15 protein-coding genes and 5 tRNA genes are annotated in these 18,358 nt (G+C 66.3%); 12 read left to right on the top strand and 8 right to left on the bottom strand.

The features are described from left to right. Window positions 1–5 precede the first annotated feature (5 nt). Both queE and queC read left to right on the top strand, forming a co-directional pair. A complete protein-coding gene (gene queE, locus QT386_RS16070; protein WP_289274752.1) occupies window positions 6–680 on the top strand; it encodes a 7-carboxy-7-deazaguanine synthase QueE in 675 nt (224 codons plus the stop codon). Between the two features lie 3 nt (window positions 681–683). Then, the gene (gene queC, locus QT386_RS16065; protein WP_289274751.1) at window positions 684–1,358 is read left to right on the top strand and encodes a 7-cyano-7-deazaguanine synthase QueC; all 675 of its coding nucleotides are present in this window, start codon (window positions 684–686) and stop codon (window positions 1,356–1,358) included. Between the two features lie 165 nt (window positions 1,359–1,523). Here queC and QT386_RS16060 read toward each other — a convergent pair. The 7 genes from QT386_RS16060 to hemP all read right to left on the bottom strand — a co-directional run bounded on the left by QT386_RS16060 (window position 1,524) and on the right by hemP (window position 7,149). Further along, window positions 1,524–1,600, bottom strand: a tRNA-Pro gene (locus QT386_RS16060). Between the two features lie 22 nt (window positions 1,601–1,622). Then, a tRNA-Lys gene (locus QT386_RS16055) sits at window positions 1,623–1,698 on the bottom strand. Window positions 1,699–1,781: 83 nt separating this feature from the next. Continuing rightward, on the bottom strand, window positions 1,782–2,924 hold the full coding sequence (locus QT386_RS16050; RefSeq protein ID WP_289274750.1) for a CehA/McbA family metallohydrolase: 1,143 nt from the start codon (window positions 2,922–2,924) through the stop codon (window positions 1,782–1,784). A 90-nt stretch (window positions 2,925–3,014) separates the two neighbouring features. Beyond that, complete coding sequence (locus QT386_RS16045; RefSeq protein WP_289274749.1) at window positions 3,015–4,745, bottom strand: arylsulfatase; 1,731 nt, start codon at window positions 4,743–4,745, stop codon at window positions 3,015–3,017. A 78-nt stretch (window positions 4,746–4,823) separates the two neighbouring features. Further along, the gene (locus tag QT386_RS16040) at window positions 4,824–5,627 is read right to left on the bottom strand and encodes a heme ABC transporter ATP-binding protein (RefSeq protein WP_289274748.1); all 804 of its coding nucleotides are present in this window, start codon (window positions 5,625–5,627) and stop codon (window positions 4,824–4,826) included. Continuing rightward, the gene (locus QT386_RS16035) at window positions 5,624–6,664 is read right to left on the bottom strand and encodes an iron ABC transporter permease (RefSeq protein WP_289274747.1); all 1,041 of its coding nucleotides are present in this window, start codon (window positions 6,662–6,664) and stop codon (window positions 5,624–5,626) included. Before QT386_RS16035 ends, QT386_RS16040 begins: the two co-directional genes overlap by 4 nt. A 293-nt stretch (window positions 6,665–6,957) precedes the next feature. Further along, window positions 6,958–7,149, bottom strand: a complete 192-nt coding sequence (hemP, locus tag QT386_RS16030) for a hemin uptake protein HemP (RefSeq protein WP_289274746.1) — start codon at window positions 7,147–7,149, stop codon at window positions 6,958–6,960. A 198-nt stretch (window positions 7,150–7,347) separates the two neighbouring features. Here hemP and QT386_RS16025 point away from each other — a divergent pair. From QT386_RS16025 to QT386_RS15995, 7 genes are all read left to right on the top strand, one after another. Then, window positions 7,348–7,432, top strand: a tRNA-Leu gene (locus QT386_RS16025). A gap of 40 nt (window positions 7,433–7,472) precedes the next feature. Continuing rightward, window positions 7,473–8,798, top strand: coding sequence for a trigger factor (gene tig, locus QT386_RS16020; protein ID WP_289274745.1), 1,326 nt, complete (start codon window positions 7,473–7,475; stop codon window positions 8,796–8,798). A gap of 78 nt (window positions 8,799–8,876) precedes the next feature. Continuing rightward, on the top strand, window positions 8,877–9,491 hold the full coding sequence (gene clpP, locus QT386_RS16015) for an ATP-dependent Clp endopeptidase proteolytic subunit ClpP (RefSeq protein WP_289274744.1): 615 nt from the start codon (window positions 8,877–8,879) through the stop codon (window positions 9,489–9,491). Between the two features lie 91 nt (window positions 9,492–9,582). Further along, complete coding sequence (gene clpX / locus QT386_RS16010) at window positions 9,583–10,848, top strand: ATP-dependent Clp protease ATP-binding subunit ClpX (RefSeq protein ID WP_289274743.1); 1,266 nt, start codon at window positions 9,583–9,585, stop codon at window positions 10,846–10,848. A gap of 160 nt (window positions 10,849–11,008) precedes the next feature. Continuing rightward, a tRNA-Ala gene (locus QT386_RS16005) sits at window positions 11,009–11,084 on the top strand. Between the two features lie 69 nt (window positions 11,085–11,153). Beyond that, window positions 11,154–11,229, top strand: a tRNA-Glu gene (locus QT386_RS16000). 356 nt (window positions 11,230–11,585) lie between these two features. Continuing rightward, window positions 11,586–11,759: a hypothetical protein gene (locus tag QT386_RS15995; protein ID WP_289274742.1), complete on the top strand. Its 174-nt coding sequence runs from the start codon at window positions 11,586–11,588 to the stop codon at window positions 11,757–11,759. A 222-nt stretch (window positions 11,760–11,981) separates the two neighbouring features. Here the strand turns inward: QT386_RS15995 and QT386_RS15990 are convergent, their stop codons facing one another. Further along, window positions 11,982–12,416 (bottom strand): MarR family winged helix-turn-helix transcriptional regulator, encoded by a 435-nt coding sequence (locus QT386_RS15990; RefSeq protein WP_289274741.1) that lies wholly within the window; start codon window positions 12,414–12,416, stop codon window positions 11,982–11,984. A 163-nt stretch (window positions 12,417–12,579) separates the two neighbouring features. Between QT386_RS15990 and QT386_RS15985 the strand changes: the two genes are divergently transcribed. From QT386_RS15985 to QT386_RS15975, 3 genes are read left to right on the top strand one after another with little or no spacing between them, the layout of a single operon-like run. Then, a complete protein-coding gene (locus tag QT386_RS15985) occupies window positions 12,580–13,770 on the top strand; it encodes an efflux RND transporter periplasmic adaptor subunit (protein WP_289274740.1) in 1,191 nt (396 codons plus the stop codon). After that, on the top strand, window positions 13,767–16,925 hold the full coding sequence (locus tag QT386_RS15980) for a multidrug efflux RND transporter permease subunit (protein ID WP_289274739.1): 3,159 nt from the start codon (window positions 13,767–13,769) through the stop codon (window positions 16,923–16,925). Before QT386_RS15985 ends, QT386_RS15980 begins: the two co-directional genes overlap by 4 nt. Continuing rightward, a complete protein-coding gene (locus QT386_RS15975; RefSeq protein ID WP_289274738.1) occupies window positions 16,922–18,346 on the top strand; it encodes an efflux transporter outer membrane subunit in 1,425 nt (474 codons plus the stop codon). Before QT386_RS15980 ends, QT386_RS15975 begins: the two co-directional genes overlap by 4 nt. The last annotated feature ends 12 nt before the right edge of the window (window positions 18,347–18,358 follow it).

Below are 18,358 nucleotides of genomic sequence, written 5' to 3'. Positions count from 1 at the left end.
CCGCTGTGAGCAACACCGCTCCAGGGTCATCACCGGAAGCGGTGCGGCTCAAGATCACGGAGATTTTCCACTCGCTCCAGGGAGAGTCCTCTCTGGCCGGCTGGCCGACGGTGTTCGTGCGGCTGACCGGCTGCCCGCTGCGCTGCCACTACTGCGACACCACCTATTCGTTCCACGGCGGCGAGTACCGCTCGCTGGAGCAGGTGCTGGCGGAGGTAGCCAGCCACGGCGCGCGCCACGTCTGCGTGACGGGTGGCGAGCCGCTGGCGCAGAAAAGCTGCCTGCCGTTGCTGAAGTCGCTCTGCGACGCCGGCTACGTGGTCTCGCTGGAGACCAGCGGCGCCCTGGATATCGGCGGCGTGGACCCTCGCGTGATCCGGGTGGTGGACCTGAAGACCCCGGACTCCGGCGAACTGGCCAAAAACCGCCTGGCCAACATCGATCTGCTGACCCCGCGTGACGAGCTCAAGTTCGTGCTCTGCTCGCGCGCCGATTACGACTGGGCGCGCGGCATGCTCGCCGAACACCGGCTGGCCGAGCGTTGTGGCGTGCTGTTCTCGCATGCGCATGGCCAGCTTGCTGCGCGCGACCTTGCGGACTGGATCGTGGCGGACCGCCTGCCGGTACGCTTCCAGACCCAGTTGCACAAGGCCCTGTGGGGCAACGAGCAGGGACGCTAGCTGATGCTGAAGAAAAGAGCCGTGGTGCTGCTGTCCGGAGGCCTGGATTCCGCCACCGTGCTGGCGATGGCCCGCGAGCAGGGTTACGAGAGCTACGCGCTGTCGGTGTCCTACGGACAGCGTCACGTCGCCGAGCTGCGGGCCGCGGACCGCGTTGTGAGTGCGCTGGGCGCGGCCGGTCACCAGACCCTGCATGTGAACCTGGATGCCGTCGGGGGCTCGTCCCTCACCGATAAGAGCCTGACGGTGCCCGAGACGCCCACCACGGGCATCCCCAGCACCTACGTGCCGGCGCGCAACACGCTGTTCCTGTCCATGGCCCTGGGCTGGGCCGAGGTGCTGGAGGCCCAGGACCTGTTCATCGGCGTCAATGCGGTGGACTATTCCGGCTATCCGGATTGCCGCCCGGCCTTCATCGAGGCCTTCGAGCGCCTGGCGGGCGTGGCGACCAAGGCCGGGGTGGAGGGCAAGCCGTTCCGGGTTCACGCCCCGCTGCTGCGCCTGAGCAAGGCCGAGATCATCCGCGAGGGCCTGCGCCTGGGCGTGGACTACGGCCTGACCGTGTCCTGCTACCAGGCCGACGAGGCCGGCCGGGCCTGCGGGCGTTGCGATTCCTGCCGGTTGCGCCGCGAGGGCTTCGCCGCGGCCGGGGTGCCCGACCCGACGCCGTATCGCTAGCAAGCAAAAGCCCCCTCGCGAGGGCTTTTCCAGGGTTGTTGGGCCGGAGCGACAGGATTGTTCGGTGCATCCTGCACCAAATCCTCGCCGCGTCGGTACAGCGCCTGCGGCGCGTCAAACCTGCGACCCCCTGCGGCGAGGCAGGGCGGTCACGTCGGGCAATGTTGGTCGGAGCGACAGGATTCGAACCTGCGACCCCCTGCGCCCAAGGCAGGTGCGCTACCAGGCTGCGCCACACTCCGATATACCTATTGTGCAGCAAGATGGTGGGTCGTGATGGATTCGAACCATCGACCAACTGGTTAAAAGCCAGCTGCTCTACCGGCTGAGCTAACGACCCCCGGTAACACGTCCTTGCGGCAGGGTTACTGCAAGGGCGCGGAATCATACAGCAAAGCTCCCGGCGGTTGAACCTCGGGGGGCTTACTCGTAGCCGAAATAGATCGGGTTGGTCATGCCGACGAAGTCGCCGTAGAAGCCGGCCAGTACGGCCAGGGCCGGGGCCTCCGGCGTGCTGCCGCGCACCTCTGCCCGATACCAGCTGCGCTGTCCTGCAGCCGGCGTGTCCTCGAAGTCCAGTACCTGCTCGCCGAACAGCCGGCGCTCCAGGAAAGGCTGGCCGTTCTTCAGCACGGTCACGTTGTAGATGCCCAGTGGGCGGGCCCGGTCGATATCTACGCGGAAGGCTACCGGCTGGCCTTGCGCGGGCAGCGCGTCGCCCATCAGCGTTTCGTAGCCACCGTCGCGATCGGCGTCGGCGGTCAGGCGGATGCGCTCGGCGGTCGGCGCATAGCCGATGGCGACGTGCCCGGCCTTCAGCGCCGCGAGCACACCTGCGGCGGTGGGTGCCTGCGAGTAGACCCAGGTGGTGGGATTGCCGACGTTGAGGCCCAGCGACTCGATGCCGGTCTGGTGGTGGCAGTCGCTGCCGCCGCGGCCGGTGATGCGCCGCCCGCCCGCGATCAGCTCGTCCCAAAGCCGGATGGCGCCGCTATTGTCGGTGGGGAAGGCATAGAGCGCGTTCCATATTTCCATGCTGTCGAACGGCATGTCGAAGCCAAACTCCCAGGGGTCACCGTTGACCGGATGGTTCACCGACAGGTGCACGCCCTGCGCGCGCGCCTCTGCGGCAATGGCACGGCCGGCTTCGGCGTCGGTGCGATCACGCAGGGCATAGAAGCGCATATGGTCGAAGCGTGCCGCCGAGAACAGGTTGGCGTGGCCACGCGCGGTGGTGTACTCCACGCCATGGAGCAACACCATCTTGTCGGAGCGGAAGGCGGGGTCATCCCAGGTGGTCAGGCGACCTTCGACGTGGTTGTCGTGGTCGGTGATGGTGAAGAAGCCCATGCCGCGCTCCTCGGCCACCTTCACCAGCTTCTCTATCGGATTGTCGGCGGCGTCGTCGCTATGGTCGGAATGCAGGTGCAGATCACCGCTGAGCCAGGTACCCGGGCGCGGGCCACTGGGGCCGCCAGGTGCCGGGGTCGAGGTGTCGTCGCTGCTGCCGGAACAGGCAGAGAGCAACAGCGCCGTAGCAGTCGCAACCAGATAGAGCCAACGCATGTCCGTTTCCATCCAAAGGCACAGGATGGCAGCATGGTGTTTCAGAATGTCGCCGTCGCGCCTCCCCGGAGTGGCGCAGGGTGAATTTTCCTAGCGCTGCAGCGGCGGTAGCGCGACGCCGACGCGAGCCACATAGGTGTCCCAGTCGGCCAACAGGCCGTCGAAGACATCGCTGTATTCGTCGGCAGGCGCCGGCGGGCCGAGGGTGCTGACGCCGCGCCGTGCCAGCACGGTGGTCTCGCCGCGATCCTGCTCGACGTTGAACAGCTGCCAGTCCTGGTTGGCGAGCAAGCCGCCGGCGAAGGGCAGGGCGTCCGTGCGGGTGATCTTCCAGGGGCCGCGTCGCACGTAGCGATGGTTGTAGACCTCGCCGGCGAAGACCGCGTTGGCGGCATGCGCGGCGGTCGCCTCGCCGCGCAGCAGGGGCAATAGAGAGCGCCCTTCCAGCGGTGCCACCTCGCGCCCCTGGTACTGCGTGCCGGGATCGTCGATACCGGCCAGTTCCAGGATGGTGGGGGCCAGGTCCAGTGCCGAGGTCAGGGCGTGGACCTGGCGGCTGCCGTTGCGCTCGCGTGGCAGCTTCACCAGCGTGGGGGAGGAGATGCCGCCCTCGGCGGTGAAGCCCTTGAACAGGCGGAATGGCGCAGAGCCGACCTCGCCCCAGCCAACGCTGTGATACAGGAAGGAGCCCTGGCGGCCGTAGTTGTCCAGCGAGTTGTCGAGGAAGCCGCTGGGAGGCGTGGGGTAGCCGTTGCCATCGGCACCGTTGTCGGACAGGAACACGACCAGGGTGTTGTCGTAGCGGCCGACGCGCTTCAGGTGGCCCAGCAGGCGGCCGAGGTTGTGGTCGAGGTTCTCGACCATGCCAGCGAAGACCTCCATGTTGCGCGCTTCCTGCTGGCGCTCCAGCGGCGTCAGCAATCCCCAGGGGCGGTGAATGAGGGGCCCGGGGATGCCGTAGCTCAACGTGCCCGTGGGGCTGCCGGGATTGGCCTTGAAGTCCTGAGGGATCAGGCCCAGGGACTTCTGTTTTGCGATGCGGGCGTCGCGGATCGCGGCGTAGCCGGCGTCATATACGCCGCGGTAGCGCTCCAGGTATTCATCCGGCGCCTGCACCGGCCAGTGCGGCGTCTGCACCGGCAGGTAGAGCAGGAAGGGCTTGCCGTCGCGTCGCTGCGCCTCGACGTACTCGATCAGCTTGTCGACGTAGTGGTCGGCGCTGAATTTGCCCGGTGGCAGCGTCGCGGGCTGGCCGTTCTCGTAGAACACCGGGTCGGCGGAATTCTCCTTGCCGGCGACAGGGCCGAAGTTGTTGGCGTAGCCCAGCATTCCATCGAGCGCGAAGGAGCGCTCGAAACCCCACTGCTCGGGACCCTGCGTGCCCAGGTGCCACTTGCCGGCCATGTAGGTGTGATAGCCGGCGTCGCGCAGCAGTTGCGCAAAGGTGCGGGCCTTGCTGTTGAAGCCGCCTTCGTAGCCCGGCTTGTCGTTCTGGTAGAGCAGTTGCAGGTCCACCAGGCTGCCGACGCCGACCAGGTGATGATCAGCCCCGGTCAGCAGGTTGGCGCGCGTGGTGGAGCAGAGCTGGGTGACATGGAAGTTGCCCAGCACCTGGCCGTCCTGCGCCAGGGCATCGAGCTGCGGCGTGCGGATCTCGCTGCCGAAGGCACCGATGTCGGAGTAGCCGAGATCGTCCGCCAGGATCACCACGATATCCGGCCGCCCGGCGGCTGCGTCCGGGGTGCTCGATGAACCGCAGCCCGCGAGCAAGAGAGCCAGGGGAATTGCCGACAGGAATGGGACCGCCTTGAGCACGCGCACCGTCTTTCCCCGCCCTGCTGAGAGGCGCGGAGCTTAGGTGGCGTGCTTAAGGCTTCAAAGGAATATCGTGTAATTTACTTATGCAGGAAATTGCAGGTGAGCCGAGCGCGTGGCGATGACAGGATGCGTCCAGCCGGGCGGCTGCATCAGCACGGCGTCGATACCGAAGACGCTGCGCAGAGCCTCCGGCTGCAGGACTTCGGTGGGCTTGCCGCTGCCCGCGACCTGGCCCTCGCGGATCAGCGTTACCCGGTCCGCGTGTGCCAGCGCCAGGTTGGGATCGTGCAACACCACGGCGACGCCGTTGCCCTGCAGCGCGAACTGGCGCGCGGCGCCCAGGCTGGCGTGCTGGTGCGCCAGGTCCAGGCTCGCCGTGGGTTCGTCCAGCAGCAGGTAGCGCGGGCCTTCGCTCAACGGCTCCCAGACCTGCGCCAGCACGCGCGCCAGTTGCACGCGTCGGCGCTCGCCACCGGAGAGCGCGGTATAGCGGCGACCCCAGAGCGTGGCGACTCCCGCGGCTGCCAGTGCTTCACGCAGCAGCTGGTCCTCGCGCGCCGCTGCGTGCCGCGGGCAGGGCAGGCGGCCCAGCGCCACTACCTCTTCCACCAGGAAGCCGAAGCCGAGTTGTTCGTCCTGCGGCAACACCGCGCGCCGTCGCGCCAGTGCCGCAGGCGTCCACTGCTGCAGCGGGCGCCCGTCCAGGCTGATTTCGCCGCGAGTGCCGCGCAGCTCTCCGGACAGCAGCTTCAGCAGCGTGGATTTGCCGGCGCCGTTGGGGCCGAGGATGGCGTGGACCTCGCCGGGTTCGACCTGGATCGAGGCTTGGCGCAGCAGCGGCTGGCCGCCGCTGTCGTAGCCCGCATCCTGCGCGCGCAGGCTCACAGCAGCTCCGCCCGGCGCCGCAGGCCCAGCAGCAGGACCAGGAAGAACGGGCCGCCGATCAGCGTGGTGAGCACGCCGATGGCCAGTTCCGCCGGCGCCAGCAGTACGCGCGCGAGCACGTCGGCCAGCGTCAGCAGCAAGGCGCCCAGCAGTGCCGAGGCCGGCAGCAGGAAGCGGTGACCCGGCCCGGCCCAGATGCGGATCAGGTGCGGCGTGACCAGGCCGATGAAGCCGATGATGCCGCTGACCGCGACCGCCACCGAGACCGACAGCACCACCAGCAGCAGCAGGCGGCGCTTCAAGGCCTCCACATCCACCCCCAGGTGTCCGGCCTCGGCCTCGCCGAGCAGCAGGGCGTCGAGTGAACGGGCGTCGCGGATCATCAGCGCCACGGAGCCGATCAGCAGCGGCGCGGCGATGGCGATCTCGCTCCAGCCGGCTTTGCCCAGGGAGCCGAACATCCAGAACATGGCCGTGCGCAGCGCCAGGTCGTCCGCCAGCTGTGCCAGGAAGCCGATGCCGGCGCCGGTCACGGCGTTGACCGCCAGGCCGGCGAGCAGCAACGTGCCGATGCGGGTGTGGCCATCCACGCGCGCCAGCCCCGACACCAGCAACGCCGCCAGGCTGCCACCGAGGAAGGCCGCCAGCGGCAGCACCGCCAGGTTCGCGCGCTCCGTCGCCAGCATCGGCAGGCTCGCGCCCAGCACGATGACCCCCACCGCGCCCAGGGCCGCGCCGCCGGAGATGCCGGCCAGCCCGGGCTCGGCCAGCGGATTGCGGAAGAGACCCTGCATGGTGGCGCCGGCGCAGGCCAAGGTACTGCCGACCAGCAGGGCCAGTACCAGTCGCGGCAGGCGCAGCTGCAGTACCGTGGCCGACTCGTAGTCCTGCAGGCCGGTATCCAGCGGCAGGCCCAGCGCGGCCAGGATCCTGGGCGCCGGCAGCGGCAGGGGGCCGCTGGACAGCGCCAGCCAGGCAGCGACCAGCAAGCCCAGGCCCAGGGCCAGCAGCAAGGGGAAGGGAGATGGCCGATTCACGGCGGTGGCAGCTTGAGCATCCGCAAAGGATATCGGATTGCCGATATCGGGAAGCTCCGGCTTGCCTGGCTCGAGATTGCCCGTACCTGGCCCGAACCTGATTTAGGTGGGCAGGGCCATGCCATTGATGGCGAACCTCGTTTCTGCGTCCATCGTCGAAAGGTGGAGAAAAAGGTTCGCCACTCACAGCACCACGCTTGCTCCGGGAGAGGGGTAGGCGGGCGTGGACGCTGTGAGGGCGAGAGGTGATGCGGGCGACGGGGCTTCCTTGGCCCGGGCCCGCTGCGGGGTCGTTATTTGTTGAGGATCAGCTTGTCGTTGCGCGTCAGGCGCAGGCGGTATTCCTGGCCCTGGTGCTCGATGACCAGTTCGTGCGTGCCGCGGAACAGATCTTCGCTCTTCAGGCGCGGCACGACGTTGCGGACGATCGTGGTGGTCTGGGCGCGGCGGGGAAGGGGAAGGCTCAGCGTGTTCAAGCTCTGCATGGCGAAAACCTCGTGGCGTGGGTCAGCGGTGATTTAAATGATAATGATTCGCATTACTGTGTCAAGCCCCGAGAATGCCATTGGTGCCGATGCCTTTGGGAATGTCCTGGCAATGGCAGCGCTGGATCCCGCGGTACCGGGTTGGCCGCACATCCGGCGCTGGAAAATCCCAGGCCACTGCTATACTTATGGGCTTGGGCGAGAGTGGCGGAATTGGTAGACGCAACAGGTTTAGGTCTTGTCGCTGTAAGGCGTGCGAGTTCGAGTCTCGCCTTTCGCACCAATCAATCAAAAAAACATCATTTCCAATCAGAGCGATATTCATGGAAGTTAAAGTTGAGGCATCGAGCGGTCTGCGTCGTGAAATGCGTGTGGTCGTTCCCGCTGAGCGCGTCTCGAAGGCTGTCGACGAACGCCTGAAGCGCTTCGCCAGCCGCGCCAAGCTGCCGGGCTTCCGTCCGGGCAAGGCGCCGTTCAAGGTCATCCAGCAGCAGTACGGCGAGTCCGCGCGCCTCGATGCGATCTCCGACATCGTCAATCAGACCTATCCGGAGGCGCTTAGCCAGGCCGGCGTGAACCCGGCCGGCTCGCCGAAGATCGACATCACCGCCGAGAAGGCCGGTGAGGCGCTGGAGTACGTGGCGCACTTCGAGGTATACCCGGAGATCACCCTCAACCCGCTGTCGCAGCTGAAGATCGAGCGCCCGGTGGTGGACGTGCGCGAGGCCGACGTGGATCGCCTGGTGGAGAACCTGCGCAAGGCGCGCCGCACGCTGGAAGTGAAGACTGGCCCGGCCGCCAAGGGCGACGTCGCCACCATGGATTTCCTCGGCACGCTCGAAGGCGAAGCCTTCCAGGGCGGCGAGGGCAAGGATGTGACGATCGAGATCGGCTCCTCGCAGTTCCTGCCGGACCTGGAGAATGGCCTCATCGGTCACGCTGCCGGCGAGCAGTTCTCGGTGGACGTGGCCTTCCCGGAGGACTACCGCGCCGAGAACCTCAAGGGCAAGACCGCTCAGTTCGCGGTGACGCTGAAGGAAGTGAAGGAGTCGGTGCTGCCGGCGATCGACGAGAACTTCCTCAAGCTGCACTCGGTGGAAGACGGCGCCGGCGAAGCCGGCCTGCGCGCCAAGTGCCGCACGGCGCTGGAGAAGGAGCGTGACAAGGGCGTGCGCAACCAGCTCAAGGGCCAGGTCCTGGAGCAGTTGCTGGTCGCCAACCCGGTAGACATCCCGCAGGCCCTCATTGCCCAGGAAATCCCGCGCCTGCGCGAGGAAGCCGTGTCGCGCATGAACATGGCCAATGTGCCGAAGGACAAGCACGCCGAGTTGCTGCCGGACGCGCTGTTCGAGCAGCAGGCGCAGAAGCGCGTGGCGCTCGGCCTGCTGATCGGCGAGGTGATCAAGACCCAGAAGGTGCAGCTGGACACCAGCCGCGTCGACCAGGCCCTGGAAGAGATGGCGGCCGACTACGAGCAGCCGGAGCAGGTCAAGGCCTACTACCGCAGCCGTCCGGAAATGCTGCAGGGCCTGCGCGCCATGGTGCTCGAGGACCAGGTGGTGGACAGCCTGATCGCTGGCGTCAGCCCCACGGACAAGAGCCTCTCGCTCGACGAGCTCTTGAATCCCCAGCGTCCGGCCCAAGCGTAAGTTGTTGAAGCATCCAGGCCGCCGGGGCTCAGAGCCCCGGCGGCTCTTTTGAATAATCAGAACGATCAGGAAGGTTCGATGGATACCCAGACCCGCGCCCAGCTTGTCCCGATGGTGGTGGAACAGACCGCCCGCGGCGAGCGTGCTTTCGATATCTATTCGCGCCTGCTCAAAGAGCGCATCGTGTTCGTCGTCGGCCCCATCGACGACCACATGGCCAACCTGATCGTGGCCCAGCTGCTGTTCCTGGAATCGGAAAACCCGGACAAGGATATCCACCTGTACATCAACTCGCCGGGCGGCGTGGTTACCGCCGGCCTGTCGATCTACGACACCATGCGCTTCATCAAGCCGGACGTGGCCACCATGTGCATCGGCCAGGCGGCCAGCATGGGCGCCTTCCTGCTGTCGGCCGGTGCCAAGGGCAAGCGTTTTGCATTGCCGAATGCACGGGTGATGATCCACCAGCCCTCGGGCGGCGCCCAGGGCCAGGCCACGGATATCGAGATCCAGGCCCGCGAGATCCTGTACCTGCGCGAGAAGCTGAACAAGCTGATGGCCGAGCACACCGGCCAGCCCCTTGAGAAGATCTCGCGCGACGTCGAGCGCGATTACTTCCTGAACGCCGAGCAGGCCAAGGACTACGGCATCATCGACCAGATCTTCACCCAGCGGGCTGAAATCGGCCGCTAAGCGGTTCAGCGCGGGTTACGGGTTTTGCAGGTAAAAGGCACTGTGTTATACAGATGTCACCGGACCGTCACGGCCCGGGATAGGAAGTGAGATGACGAACGAAACACGGAGCGGCGCACACAACGGGCGGGTCCTTTATTGCTCTTTCTGCGGCAAGAGCGAGCACGAGGTCCGTAAGCTGATTGCCGGCCCTTCGGTGTACATCTGCGACGAATGCGTCGACTTGTGCAACGACATCATCCGTGAGGAAGTCCACGCCAAGCCCAGTACTAAGGGTTTGCCCAAGCCGCAGGAAATCCGCGCGGTGCTGGACGAGTACGTGATCGGCCAGGAAACGGCCAAGAAGATCCTGTCGGTCGCCGTCTACAACCACTACAAGCGCCTGTCGGTGAAGGGCTCGCAGGACGGCGTGGAAATCGCCAAGTCCAACATCCTGCTGATCGGTCCCACCGGCTCGGGCAAGACCCTGCTGGCCGAAACCCTGGCGCGCCTGCTGGACGTGCCCTTCGCCATCGCCGACGCCACCACGCTGACCGAAGCCGGCTATGTCGGCGAGGACGTGGAAAACATCATTGCGCGCCTGTTGCAGAAGTGCGACTACGATGTGGAGAAGGCCCAGCGCGGCATCGTCTACATCGACGAGATCGACAAGATCTCGCGCAAGTCCGAGAACCCGTCCATCACCCGTGATGTCTCGGGCGAGGGCGTGCAGCAGGCCCTGCTCAAGCTGGTGGAAGGCACCATCGCCAGCGTGCCGCCGCAGGGTGGCCGCAAGCACCCGCAGCAGGAGTTCCTGCAGGTCAACACGGCCAGCATCCTGTTCATCTGCGGCGGCGCGTTCGCCGGCCTGGACAAGGTGATCCAGAACCGTACCGTCAAGGCGGGCATCGGCTTCCAGGCCGAGGTCAAGAGCCAGGACGACTCCAAGGCCATCAACGAGCTCTACTCCAAGGTGGAGCCGGACGATCTGGTCCGCTTTGGCCTGATCCCCGAGTTCGTCGGCCGTCTGCCGGTGCTGGCGGTGCTCGAGGAGTTGGACGAGAAGGCCCTGATGTCGATCCTCAAGGAGCCGAAGAACGCCCTGGTCAAGCAGTACGCCAAGCTGTTCCAGATGGAAGGCGTGAATCTGGAGTTCCGCGAGGATGCCCTGCGGGCCATCTCGCGGCGCGCCAAGGAGCGCAAGACCGGTGCCCGTGGCCTGCGTACGATCATGGAGAACATCCTGCTCGACGTGATGTACGACCTGCCGTCGATGACCAACGTCAGCAAAGTGGTGGTCGATGACGCCGTGGTGCGTGGCGAGGCCAAGCCCTTCATCGTCTACGAGAACAGCGAAGCCAAGAATTCGGCGGCTTGACCGTTGCCGGATGTAGTGAGGAAGGCCCCGGAAACGGGGCCTTTTTCTTTTTGTGCAGCCTTGCTGCAGGCTTGTTTCAAAAAGATGCAAAAAGGCCTTCCCAAATCGAATCTGCTCTGTATAATGCGCGCCTCACCGAACGCAGTTTTGCGGTCTGTTCGGGGCTATAGCTCAGCTGGGAGAGCGCTTGCATGGCATGCAAGAGGTCGTCGGTTCGATCCCGACTAGCTCCACCAAATTTAAATCGTTTCGTGGTTTCTTAGCGAAGCGAAAAATGTCCTCAAGACATTCAAGTTTTCTGCCTCGTCCCCATCGTCTAGAGGCCTAGGACACCACCCTTTCACGGTGATTACCGGGGTTCGAATCCCCGTGGGGACGCCAAGTTTCACCAAAGCCCAGCTCTGCTGGGCTTTGTCGTTTGTGGGGAGGAGAACCCCGGAGGGGTTCGACCGATCTGCCGGGAGCAGATCGGAGCGTAGCCCGAGCGTTAGCGAGGGTCGGGGCCACGGATGGCCCCGACACCAACCCGCAGGATGCGGAGTTGGAGCGTAGCCCCTCGCGGTAGCGAGGGGTTTGGTCCATGGATGGACCAAACAATCCCCTTGGGGACGCCGCATTAAACCGAAGCCCGGCTCTGCCGGGCTTTGTCGTTTCTGCTCCTTGGAACCCTGCAGCCGGCCCGCAGTCACAGGCTTGGGCCGGCGTCGCCGGCGTGATAGATGTTCCAAGGAGGGAACATGTCTTTCGCCATCTATATCGTCGGCTTCCTGATCCTGATCGGCGGTCTGGCCTATGGCGCGGTGCTGCTGCATGTGCCCCAGGAGTGGATCGTGGTGGGTAGCATCGTGATGCTGGGCATCGGCCTGCTGACCGGGGTGAAGTCCACGCGCCAGAAGGATCCTGCTCCCTGACGGTGCGCGCTCCGGGCTCCAGGCAAAAAAACTCCCGCGGTCTTGCGAGCGCGGGAGCAAGGTGCGAGAGAGGCAGGCGCCTCTCTGGAGGAGATCGTTTCGGGCTGCACTGTGATGGATCAGCCGCCCGGCTACCGGGATATGGAGCACGAATCGTGCCGTGAGTGACGGCTGCGTCACACTCCGACCGACATTTTGCGTCGGCGCTGTTGCGCCCGCGTGTCAGCCGGGGGAATTGGCGCGCGGCTGCAGGCTGCTGGCGCGTTCCTTGATCTGCTCCAGGACGCGGACGCAGATCTCCATGTCCTGGGGATCGATGGCGCCGTACAACTCGCGGCGGAGGATGGCCACCTGCGTCTCGATGTCGGCGCAGGCCTCCTTGGCGCGGTCGGTGAGGACCACGTGGTAGGCGCGCCGGTCGTTGGGGCAGGCCTTGCGCTGCAGCCAGCCGTCGGCGCTGAGGCGGTCCAACATGCGCACCAGGGTGGGGGACTCGATTCCCAACTCCGCGGCCAGGGCAGACTGCGTCAGCGGCTTCTGGGCACGGTGCAGGGCCAAGATCGGCTGCCAGCGGGCCTGGGACAGCCCGATCGGTTCCAGGCGCGAATCCAGCAGGCCTCGCACGGTCCAGAATACGTCGCGTACCAGCGGGGACATCCTCTCTTCCGGTTTCATTTCATCCTCCAGCCATGCCGCATCTTTATTATTGTACACTAATCATTAGCATGCTACTTTAATATTCATCACGCAAATCATTGCAGCCGCTATATCGTAAGCCGCCGGATGGCTTCCGGTGCGATGACCGTGCAGGGAGTACAACATGAACAAGTCTGCATTGAGCCGTTCCCTCATTCCCGTGCTGCTGCTGGCTGCACTGTCTGCCTGCTCGGGCAAGCCGGAGAATGCGGGGCCCAAGCCGGCTGCGGTAGGGGTGTTGAAGGTGCAGCCCAAGCCGGCCACCATCACCTCGGAGTACGTCGCCAAGGTGGAAGCCTCCAACACGGTGGAGATCCGCTCCCGCGTCGGCGGCCTGCTGGAGAAGCAGCTGGCGGTGGAAGGCCAACTGGTGAAGCGCGGCCAGGTGCTGTTCCAGATCGATCCGCAGCCCTTCGAGGCGGCGCTGGCGCAGGCCAAGGCGGCGCTGGCGGAGGCGGAGGCCGGGCTGCAGCAGTCCGACCGCGACCTGGCGCGCGTCAAGCCGCTGGCCGAGATCGACGCCGTGAGCCAGCAGGAGCTGGACTCGGTGGTGGCACGCAACAGCGCCAACCGCGCTGGCGTGGAAGCGGCCCGCGCGGCGGTGAAGACCGCCGACCTCAACCTGGACTACACGCGCATCACCTCGCCGATCGACGGCATCCTTGGGCGCACGCAGATCCGTGTCGGCGGCCTGATCAGCGCCAGCACCTCGCTGCTGACCACGGTCTACGCGCCCGATCCAATGTACGTGAACTTCAGCATCAGCGAGCGCCGCATGATTGAGCTGCAGCGCCGCCTGGACCTGCACGCCGGCGATCCGGTGCGCACCGACGGCGTGTTCAAGATCATCCTGGCGGACGGCTCCAAGTATCCGCAGAAGGCCAAGCTCAACCTGATCGATGCGGCGGTGGACGAAACCACCGGCACCCTGCCGATCCGCCTGGAGGTGGAGAATCCCAGCCGCACGCTACTGGCCGGCATGTTCGCGCGCGTCGTGGTGGTGGCGGACCAGTTGCCGAGCGCCCTGCTGGTGCCACAGCGCGCGGTGCAGGAGCTGCAGGGTCGCACCTCGCTGTGGATCGTGGGGGCGGACAACAAGGCCGAGAAGCGTGACGTCACCATGGGTGCGCGCATCGGCAGCGACTGGATCGTGACCGACGGCCTCAAGCCGGGCGAGACCATCGCCGTGGATGGCACGCAGAAGCTCAAGCCCGGCATGCCGCTGGCGCCGCAGCCCCTGGAGGCGCCGCCGGCCGAGACGGCCGAGCCCGCCAAGCTGCCGGCCGAGCCGCCCAAGGCTGGAGCCCAGCCGTGAGCGAGTTCTTCATCAACCGTCCGATCTTCGCGACGGTGCTGTCGATCATCATCACGATCGCCGGTGCCATCGCCCTGACGCAGCTGCCGATCGCGCGCTATCCGCAGATCACGCCGCCGTCCATCGTCGTCAGCACCAGCTTCCCCGGTGCAGATGCGGCCACGGTGGAGCAGTCCATCGCCGCGCCGATCGAGCAGCAGGTCAACGGTGTGCCGAACATGCTCTACATGAGCTCCAAGGCCGGCAATGATGGGTCCTACAGCCTCAACGTCACCTTCGACATCGGCACCAACCAGGACCTCGCCGCGGTGGAGGTGCAGAACCGCGTGGCCATCGCGCAGCGCCAGTTGCCGCAGGAAGTGGTGCGGCAGGGCGTCACCGTCACCAAGCGCCAGCCGCAGATCCTGCTGCTGGTGGCCGTGCGGGCCACCGACCCGAAGTACGACTACCTGTTCCTCAGCAACTACGCCACGCTCAACGTCTACGACGCGCTGGCGCGTATCCCCGGCGTTGGCCAGGTGGTGGTGCTGGGCGGCCGCGACTACGGCATGCGCATCTGGCTCGATCCGGAGAAAATGGCGCGCCTGGGTGTGACCACGCAGGACGTCAATAAGGTGCTCAACGAGCAGAACGTAGTGGCGCCCGCGGGCACGGTGGGCGCGGAGCCCGCGCCGCCAGGGCAGGAGAAGCAGTACGCGGTGAGCGTGCGCGGCCGCCTGACCGATGCGGCGGACTACGAGAACGTGGTGGTGCGCGCGCGCAACGACGGTTCCATCGTGCAGCTCAAGGACATCGCCCGCGTCGAGCTTGCCGCCACCGACTACACGCGTTCCAGCCGCCTCAACGGTGAGCCGGTCGCGAACATCGGCATCTACCAGTTGCCGGACGCCAACGCGCTCGACGTCGCCAAGGGCGTACGCAAGACCATGGACGAGCTGTCGCACAGCTTCCCGCAGGGCATCGAATACTCGATCCCCTTCGACACCACGCTGTTCGTGTCGGAGTCGGTGTACGAGGTGGAACACACGCTGGTGGTTGCGGCCATCCTGGTGCTGGCGGTGGTGTTCCTGTTCCTGGAGAGCTGGCGCGCCACGCTGATCCCGATGCTGGCGGTACCGGTGTCGATCATCGGCGCCTTCAGTGCCTTCGTGGCGCTGGGCTTCTCGATCAATACCTTGACCTTGCTGGCCCTGGTGCTGGCGATCGGCCTGGTGGTGGACGACGCCATTGTCGTGGTGGAGGCCGTGGTGGAGAAGATGGACTCGCATGGCCTGTCGGCCCGGGAGGCTACCAGCCAGGCCATGCACGAGGTGTCGGGACCGGTGATCGCCATCGCCCTGGTGTTGAGCGCGGTGTTCGTGCCCGTGTCGTTCCTGGCCGGCCTCACCGGCCAGTTCTACCGCCAGTTCGCGTTGACCCTGTCGGTGTCGGTGCTGATCTCGGCACTGGTGGCGCTGACCTTCACGCCTGCCTTGTGCGCACTGCTGCTCAAGCCCAGTGCCGAGTCGCACTGGCACGGGCCGATCGGGCGCTTCTTCAGCGCCTTCAATCGCGGCTTCGAGCGGCTTACGCAGCGCTACACCGCCACTGTGCGCGCGGCGATCCGTCGCGGCGCGGTGAGTCTGCTGGTGTTCGGCGTCGTGATGGTGGCGGCGGCTTTCCTGATCGCCAAGCGGCCGGGCGGCTTCCTGCCGGACGAGGACCAGGGCTACCTGATCACCGCCATCTCGCTGCCGCCGGCGGCCTCGCTGCAGCGTACCGACGAGGTGATCAAGAAGTACCGTGCGATCACCGCGAAGATCCCGGCGATCCAGAACACCGTGGCGATCAGCGGCTTCAACCTGCAGGCCGGCATCACGCAGTCGTCTTCCGCCACCGTGTTCCTGGCATTGAAGCCCTGGCACGAGCGTGGCAAAGGGGAAAGCGCCAAGGAAATCCTCGGGCAGCTGATGAAGGAGACGGCGTCGATCCGCGAGGCCACCTTCCGCGTGCTGAACCCGCCCTCGATTCCCGGCATCGGCCAGGCCGGCGGTTTCGAGTTCGTGCTGGAGGACCGCAGCGGCGGCAGCATGGATCGCTTCGTCGGAGTGCTGAACGACTTCATCGAACGTGCCAACCAGACGCCAGGCCTGGAGCGCGTGTTCACCAACTTCAATCCGACCACGCCGCAGGTGGAGTACGTGGTCGACCGCGAGCAGGCCAAGACCCTGGGCGTGCCCTTGTCCGACATCTTCGGCTCGCTGCAGACCTTCCTGGGTGGCAGCTACATCAACGACTTCAACCTGTTCGGCCGCACCTACCGCGTGACCGCGCAGGCGGAAGGCCTGGCGCGTGCCACGCCGGATGCGGTGAACCACCTTTACGTGCGCACCGACCAGAACGCGATGGTGCCGCTGTCGACCGTGGTGCAGATCCGCAGCAAGTCGGGGCCGGACTACATCGAGCGCTTCAACGTGTTTCGTGCCGTGACCGTGCAGGGTTCCGCGGCGGCGGGCTACAGCTCCGGAGACGGCATCAAGGCGATGGAAACCCTCGCTGCCGACCTGCCCGAGGGCTATGCCTACGAGTGGACCGGCGCCACCTACCAGGAGAAGAAATCCAGCGGACAGGCACCGTACATCTTCGCCGCGGCGATGATCTTCGTGTTCCTGGTGCTGGCGGCGCAGTACGAAAGCTGGATCGTGCCCTTCGCCGTGCTGCTCGGCATTCCCTTCGCTGTGTTCGGTGCCTTCGCGGCGCTGGCCTGGCGCGGGATGGCCAACGACATCTACGCGCAGATCGGCCTGGTGATGCTGATCGGTCTGGCGGCCAAGAACGCGATCCTGATCGTGGAGTTCGCCAAGCTGGCGCATGAGCGCGGGATGGAGCTGGTGGAGGCCGCCGTCGAAGGCGCGCGCCTGCGCCTGCGGCCAATCCTGATGACCTCGTTTGCCTTCATCCTCGGCGCGATCCCGCTGGTGATCGCCACCGGCGCCGGTGCCGGCGCGCGCATGGTGCTGGGCACCGTGGTGGTGTTCGGCATGCTGGCGGCGACGCTGATCGGCATCTTCCTGGTGCCGGTGTTCTACGTGCTGCTGCAGGGCCTGGCCGAGCGTTTCGGCAAGCCTCGTCCGCCGGCGGCACGTCACGCTGACGCTCATGGAGAGACGGCATGAAGAAGACCGTGTTCCGCCTGAATGCCCTGGTCGCCGCGGCGCTGCTCAGCGCCTGTGCCCTGGGTCCCGACTACCAGCGCCCCGGCATCGAGACGCCGGATCGCATCCGCGGTGACGCCGCCGCCACGCAGGCATCCTATGGCGACCTCGGCTGGTGGGAGGTCTACCAGGACCCGGCCTTGAGCGCATTGCTGCGCCAGGCCCTGGATCGCAACCTCGACCTGCGCATGGCCGCCGCCCGTGTCGAGCAGGCAAGGGCCGTCGCCGGCGTCAGCCGCCTGCAGCAGCTCCCGCAGATCGACGCCAGCGGTTCGGCCGCTCGGCGCAAGCTGTCGGAGTCTTCGGTATCGCCGGGCGCCGACCGCCTCGGCGAGCAGGCCTCCGCCGGTGTCGCCCTGTCTTGGGAGCTGGATCTGTGGGGTCGCTTGCGGCGTCTCAACCAGGCGGCGCGCGCCGACCTGCTGGCCAGTGAGTATGCCCAGCGCGGGGTCGCCAACAGCCTGGTGGCGGACATCGCCACGGCCTACTTCAGCCTGCAGTCCTACGACCGCCGTCTCGATATCACCCGCCGCACGATCATCACGCGCGAGGACTTCCTGAAGCTGACGCGTGCGCAGTACGAGCGCGGCATGGTCAGTGGCCTGGATGTCTCGACGGCCGAAGCCCAGCTCGCTACCGCCCAGGCCAACCTGCCAGCGCTGGAGCGCAGCGTGGCGCAGACCGAAAACCAGCTGTCGCTGCTGCTGGGCGGCAACCCGGCCGGCATCGTGCGCAGCGTGTCCGACGCCACGGCGGCGCCGATGCCGCAAACCCCGGCCGGCCTGCCATCGAGCCTGCTGGAGCGACGCCCGGACGTGCTGCAATCGGAGCAGTCGCTGGTGGCCGCCAACGCGCGCATCGGCGCCGCCAAGGCGGCCTTGTTCCCGACGCTGTCGCTGACCGGCAGCTATGGCGTGCTCAGCAGCGATGTTTCCAACCTGTTCAGCTCGGGCGCGGAGAACTGGTCTGTGGGCGTGGGCTTGCTGCAGCCGCTGCTCAATGCCGAGCGCAACCTCTACCAGGTGGACCTGGCGGACGCGCGCAAGCGCGAGGCCCTGCTGGGCTACGAGAAGACCGTGCGCAACGCCTTCCGCGAGGTGGCCGACAGCCTGGTGGGCCGCGAGAAGTCGCAGGCCATACTGCAGTCACAGCAGCAGCAGGTGGATGCCTTGCGCCGTGCCGTGGACATTTCCAAGGCGCGTTACAAGCAGGGCTACTCGTCCTACTTCGACGTGATCAGCGCCGACCGCGACCTGTTCAACGCCGAGCTGTCGCACGACGCGGCGCGCCTGGATGCGCAGTTGTCGCTGGTGCAGCTGTACCGCTCGCTGGGTGGCGGCTGGCAGACGCAGGGGCAGGGCGGCGACAATACCGGGCAATAGGACCCGACAGAC

The sequence above is a fragment of the Solimonas sp. SE-A11 genome, assembly GCF_030345715.1.
Lineage (GTDB): Bacteria > Pseudomonadota > Gammaproteobacteria > Nevskiales > Nevskiaceae > Solimonas_A.
Note: the sequence above shows the minus strand (reverse complement) of the source record. Positions and strands in the feature narration are given on the sequence as shown.

What these genes read in the sequence shown, in the direction of transcription:
- tig (WP_289274745.1), top strand. Translation starts at nt 7,473, where the DNA reads ATGGAAGTTAAAGTTGAGGCATCGAGCGGTCTGCGTCGTGAAATGCGT.
- hemP (WP_289274746.1), bottom strand. Translation starts at nt 7,149, where the DNA reads ATGCAGAGCTTGAACACGCTGAGCCTTCCCCTTCCCCGCCGCGCCCAG.
- QT386_RS15990 (WP_289274741.1), bottom strand. Translation starts at nt 12,416, where the DNA reads ATGTCCCCGCTGGTACGCGACGTATTCTGGACCGTGCGAGGCCTGCTG.
- clpP (WP_289274744.1), top strand. Translation starts at nt 8,877, where the DNA reads ATGGATACCCAGACCCGCGCCCAGCTTGTCCCGATGGTGGTGGAACAG.
- QT386_RS15985 (WP_289274740.1), top strand. Translation starts at nt 12,580, where the DNA reads ATGAACAAGTCTGCATTGAGCCGTTCCCTCATTCCCGTGCTGCTGCTG.
- clpX (WP_289274743.1), top strand. Translation starts at nt 9,583, where the DNA reads ATGACGAACGAAACACGGAGCGGCGCACACAACGGGCGGGTCCTTTAT.
- queC (WP_289274751.1), top strand. Translation starts at nt 684, where the DNA reads ATGCTGAAGAAAAGAGCCGTGGTGCTGCTGTCCGGAGGCCTGGATTCC.
- QT386_RS16050 (WP_289274750.1), bottom strand. Translation starts at nt 2,924, where the DNA reads ATGCGTTGGCTCTATCTGGTTGCGACTGCTACGGCGCTGTTGCTCTCT.
- QT386_RS15995 (WP_289274742.1), top strand. Translation starts at nt 11,586, where the DNA reads ATGTCTTTCGCCATCTATATCGTCGGCTTCCTGATCCTGATCGGCGGT.
- QT386_RS15975 (WP_289274738.1), top strand. Translation starts at nt 16,922, where the DNA reads ATGAAGAAGACCGTGTTCCGCCTGAATGCCCTGGTCGCCGCGGCGCTG.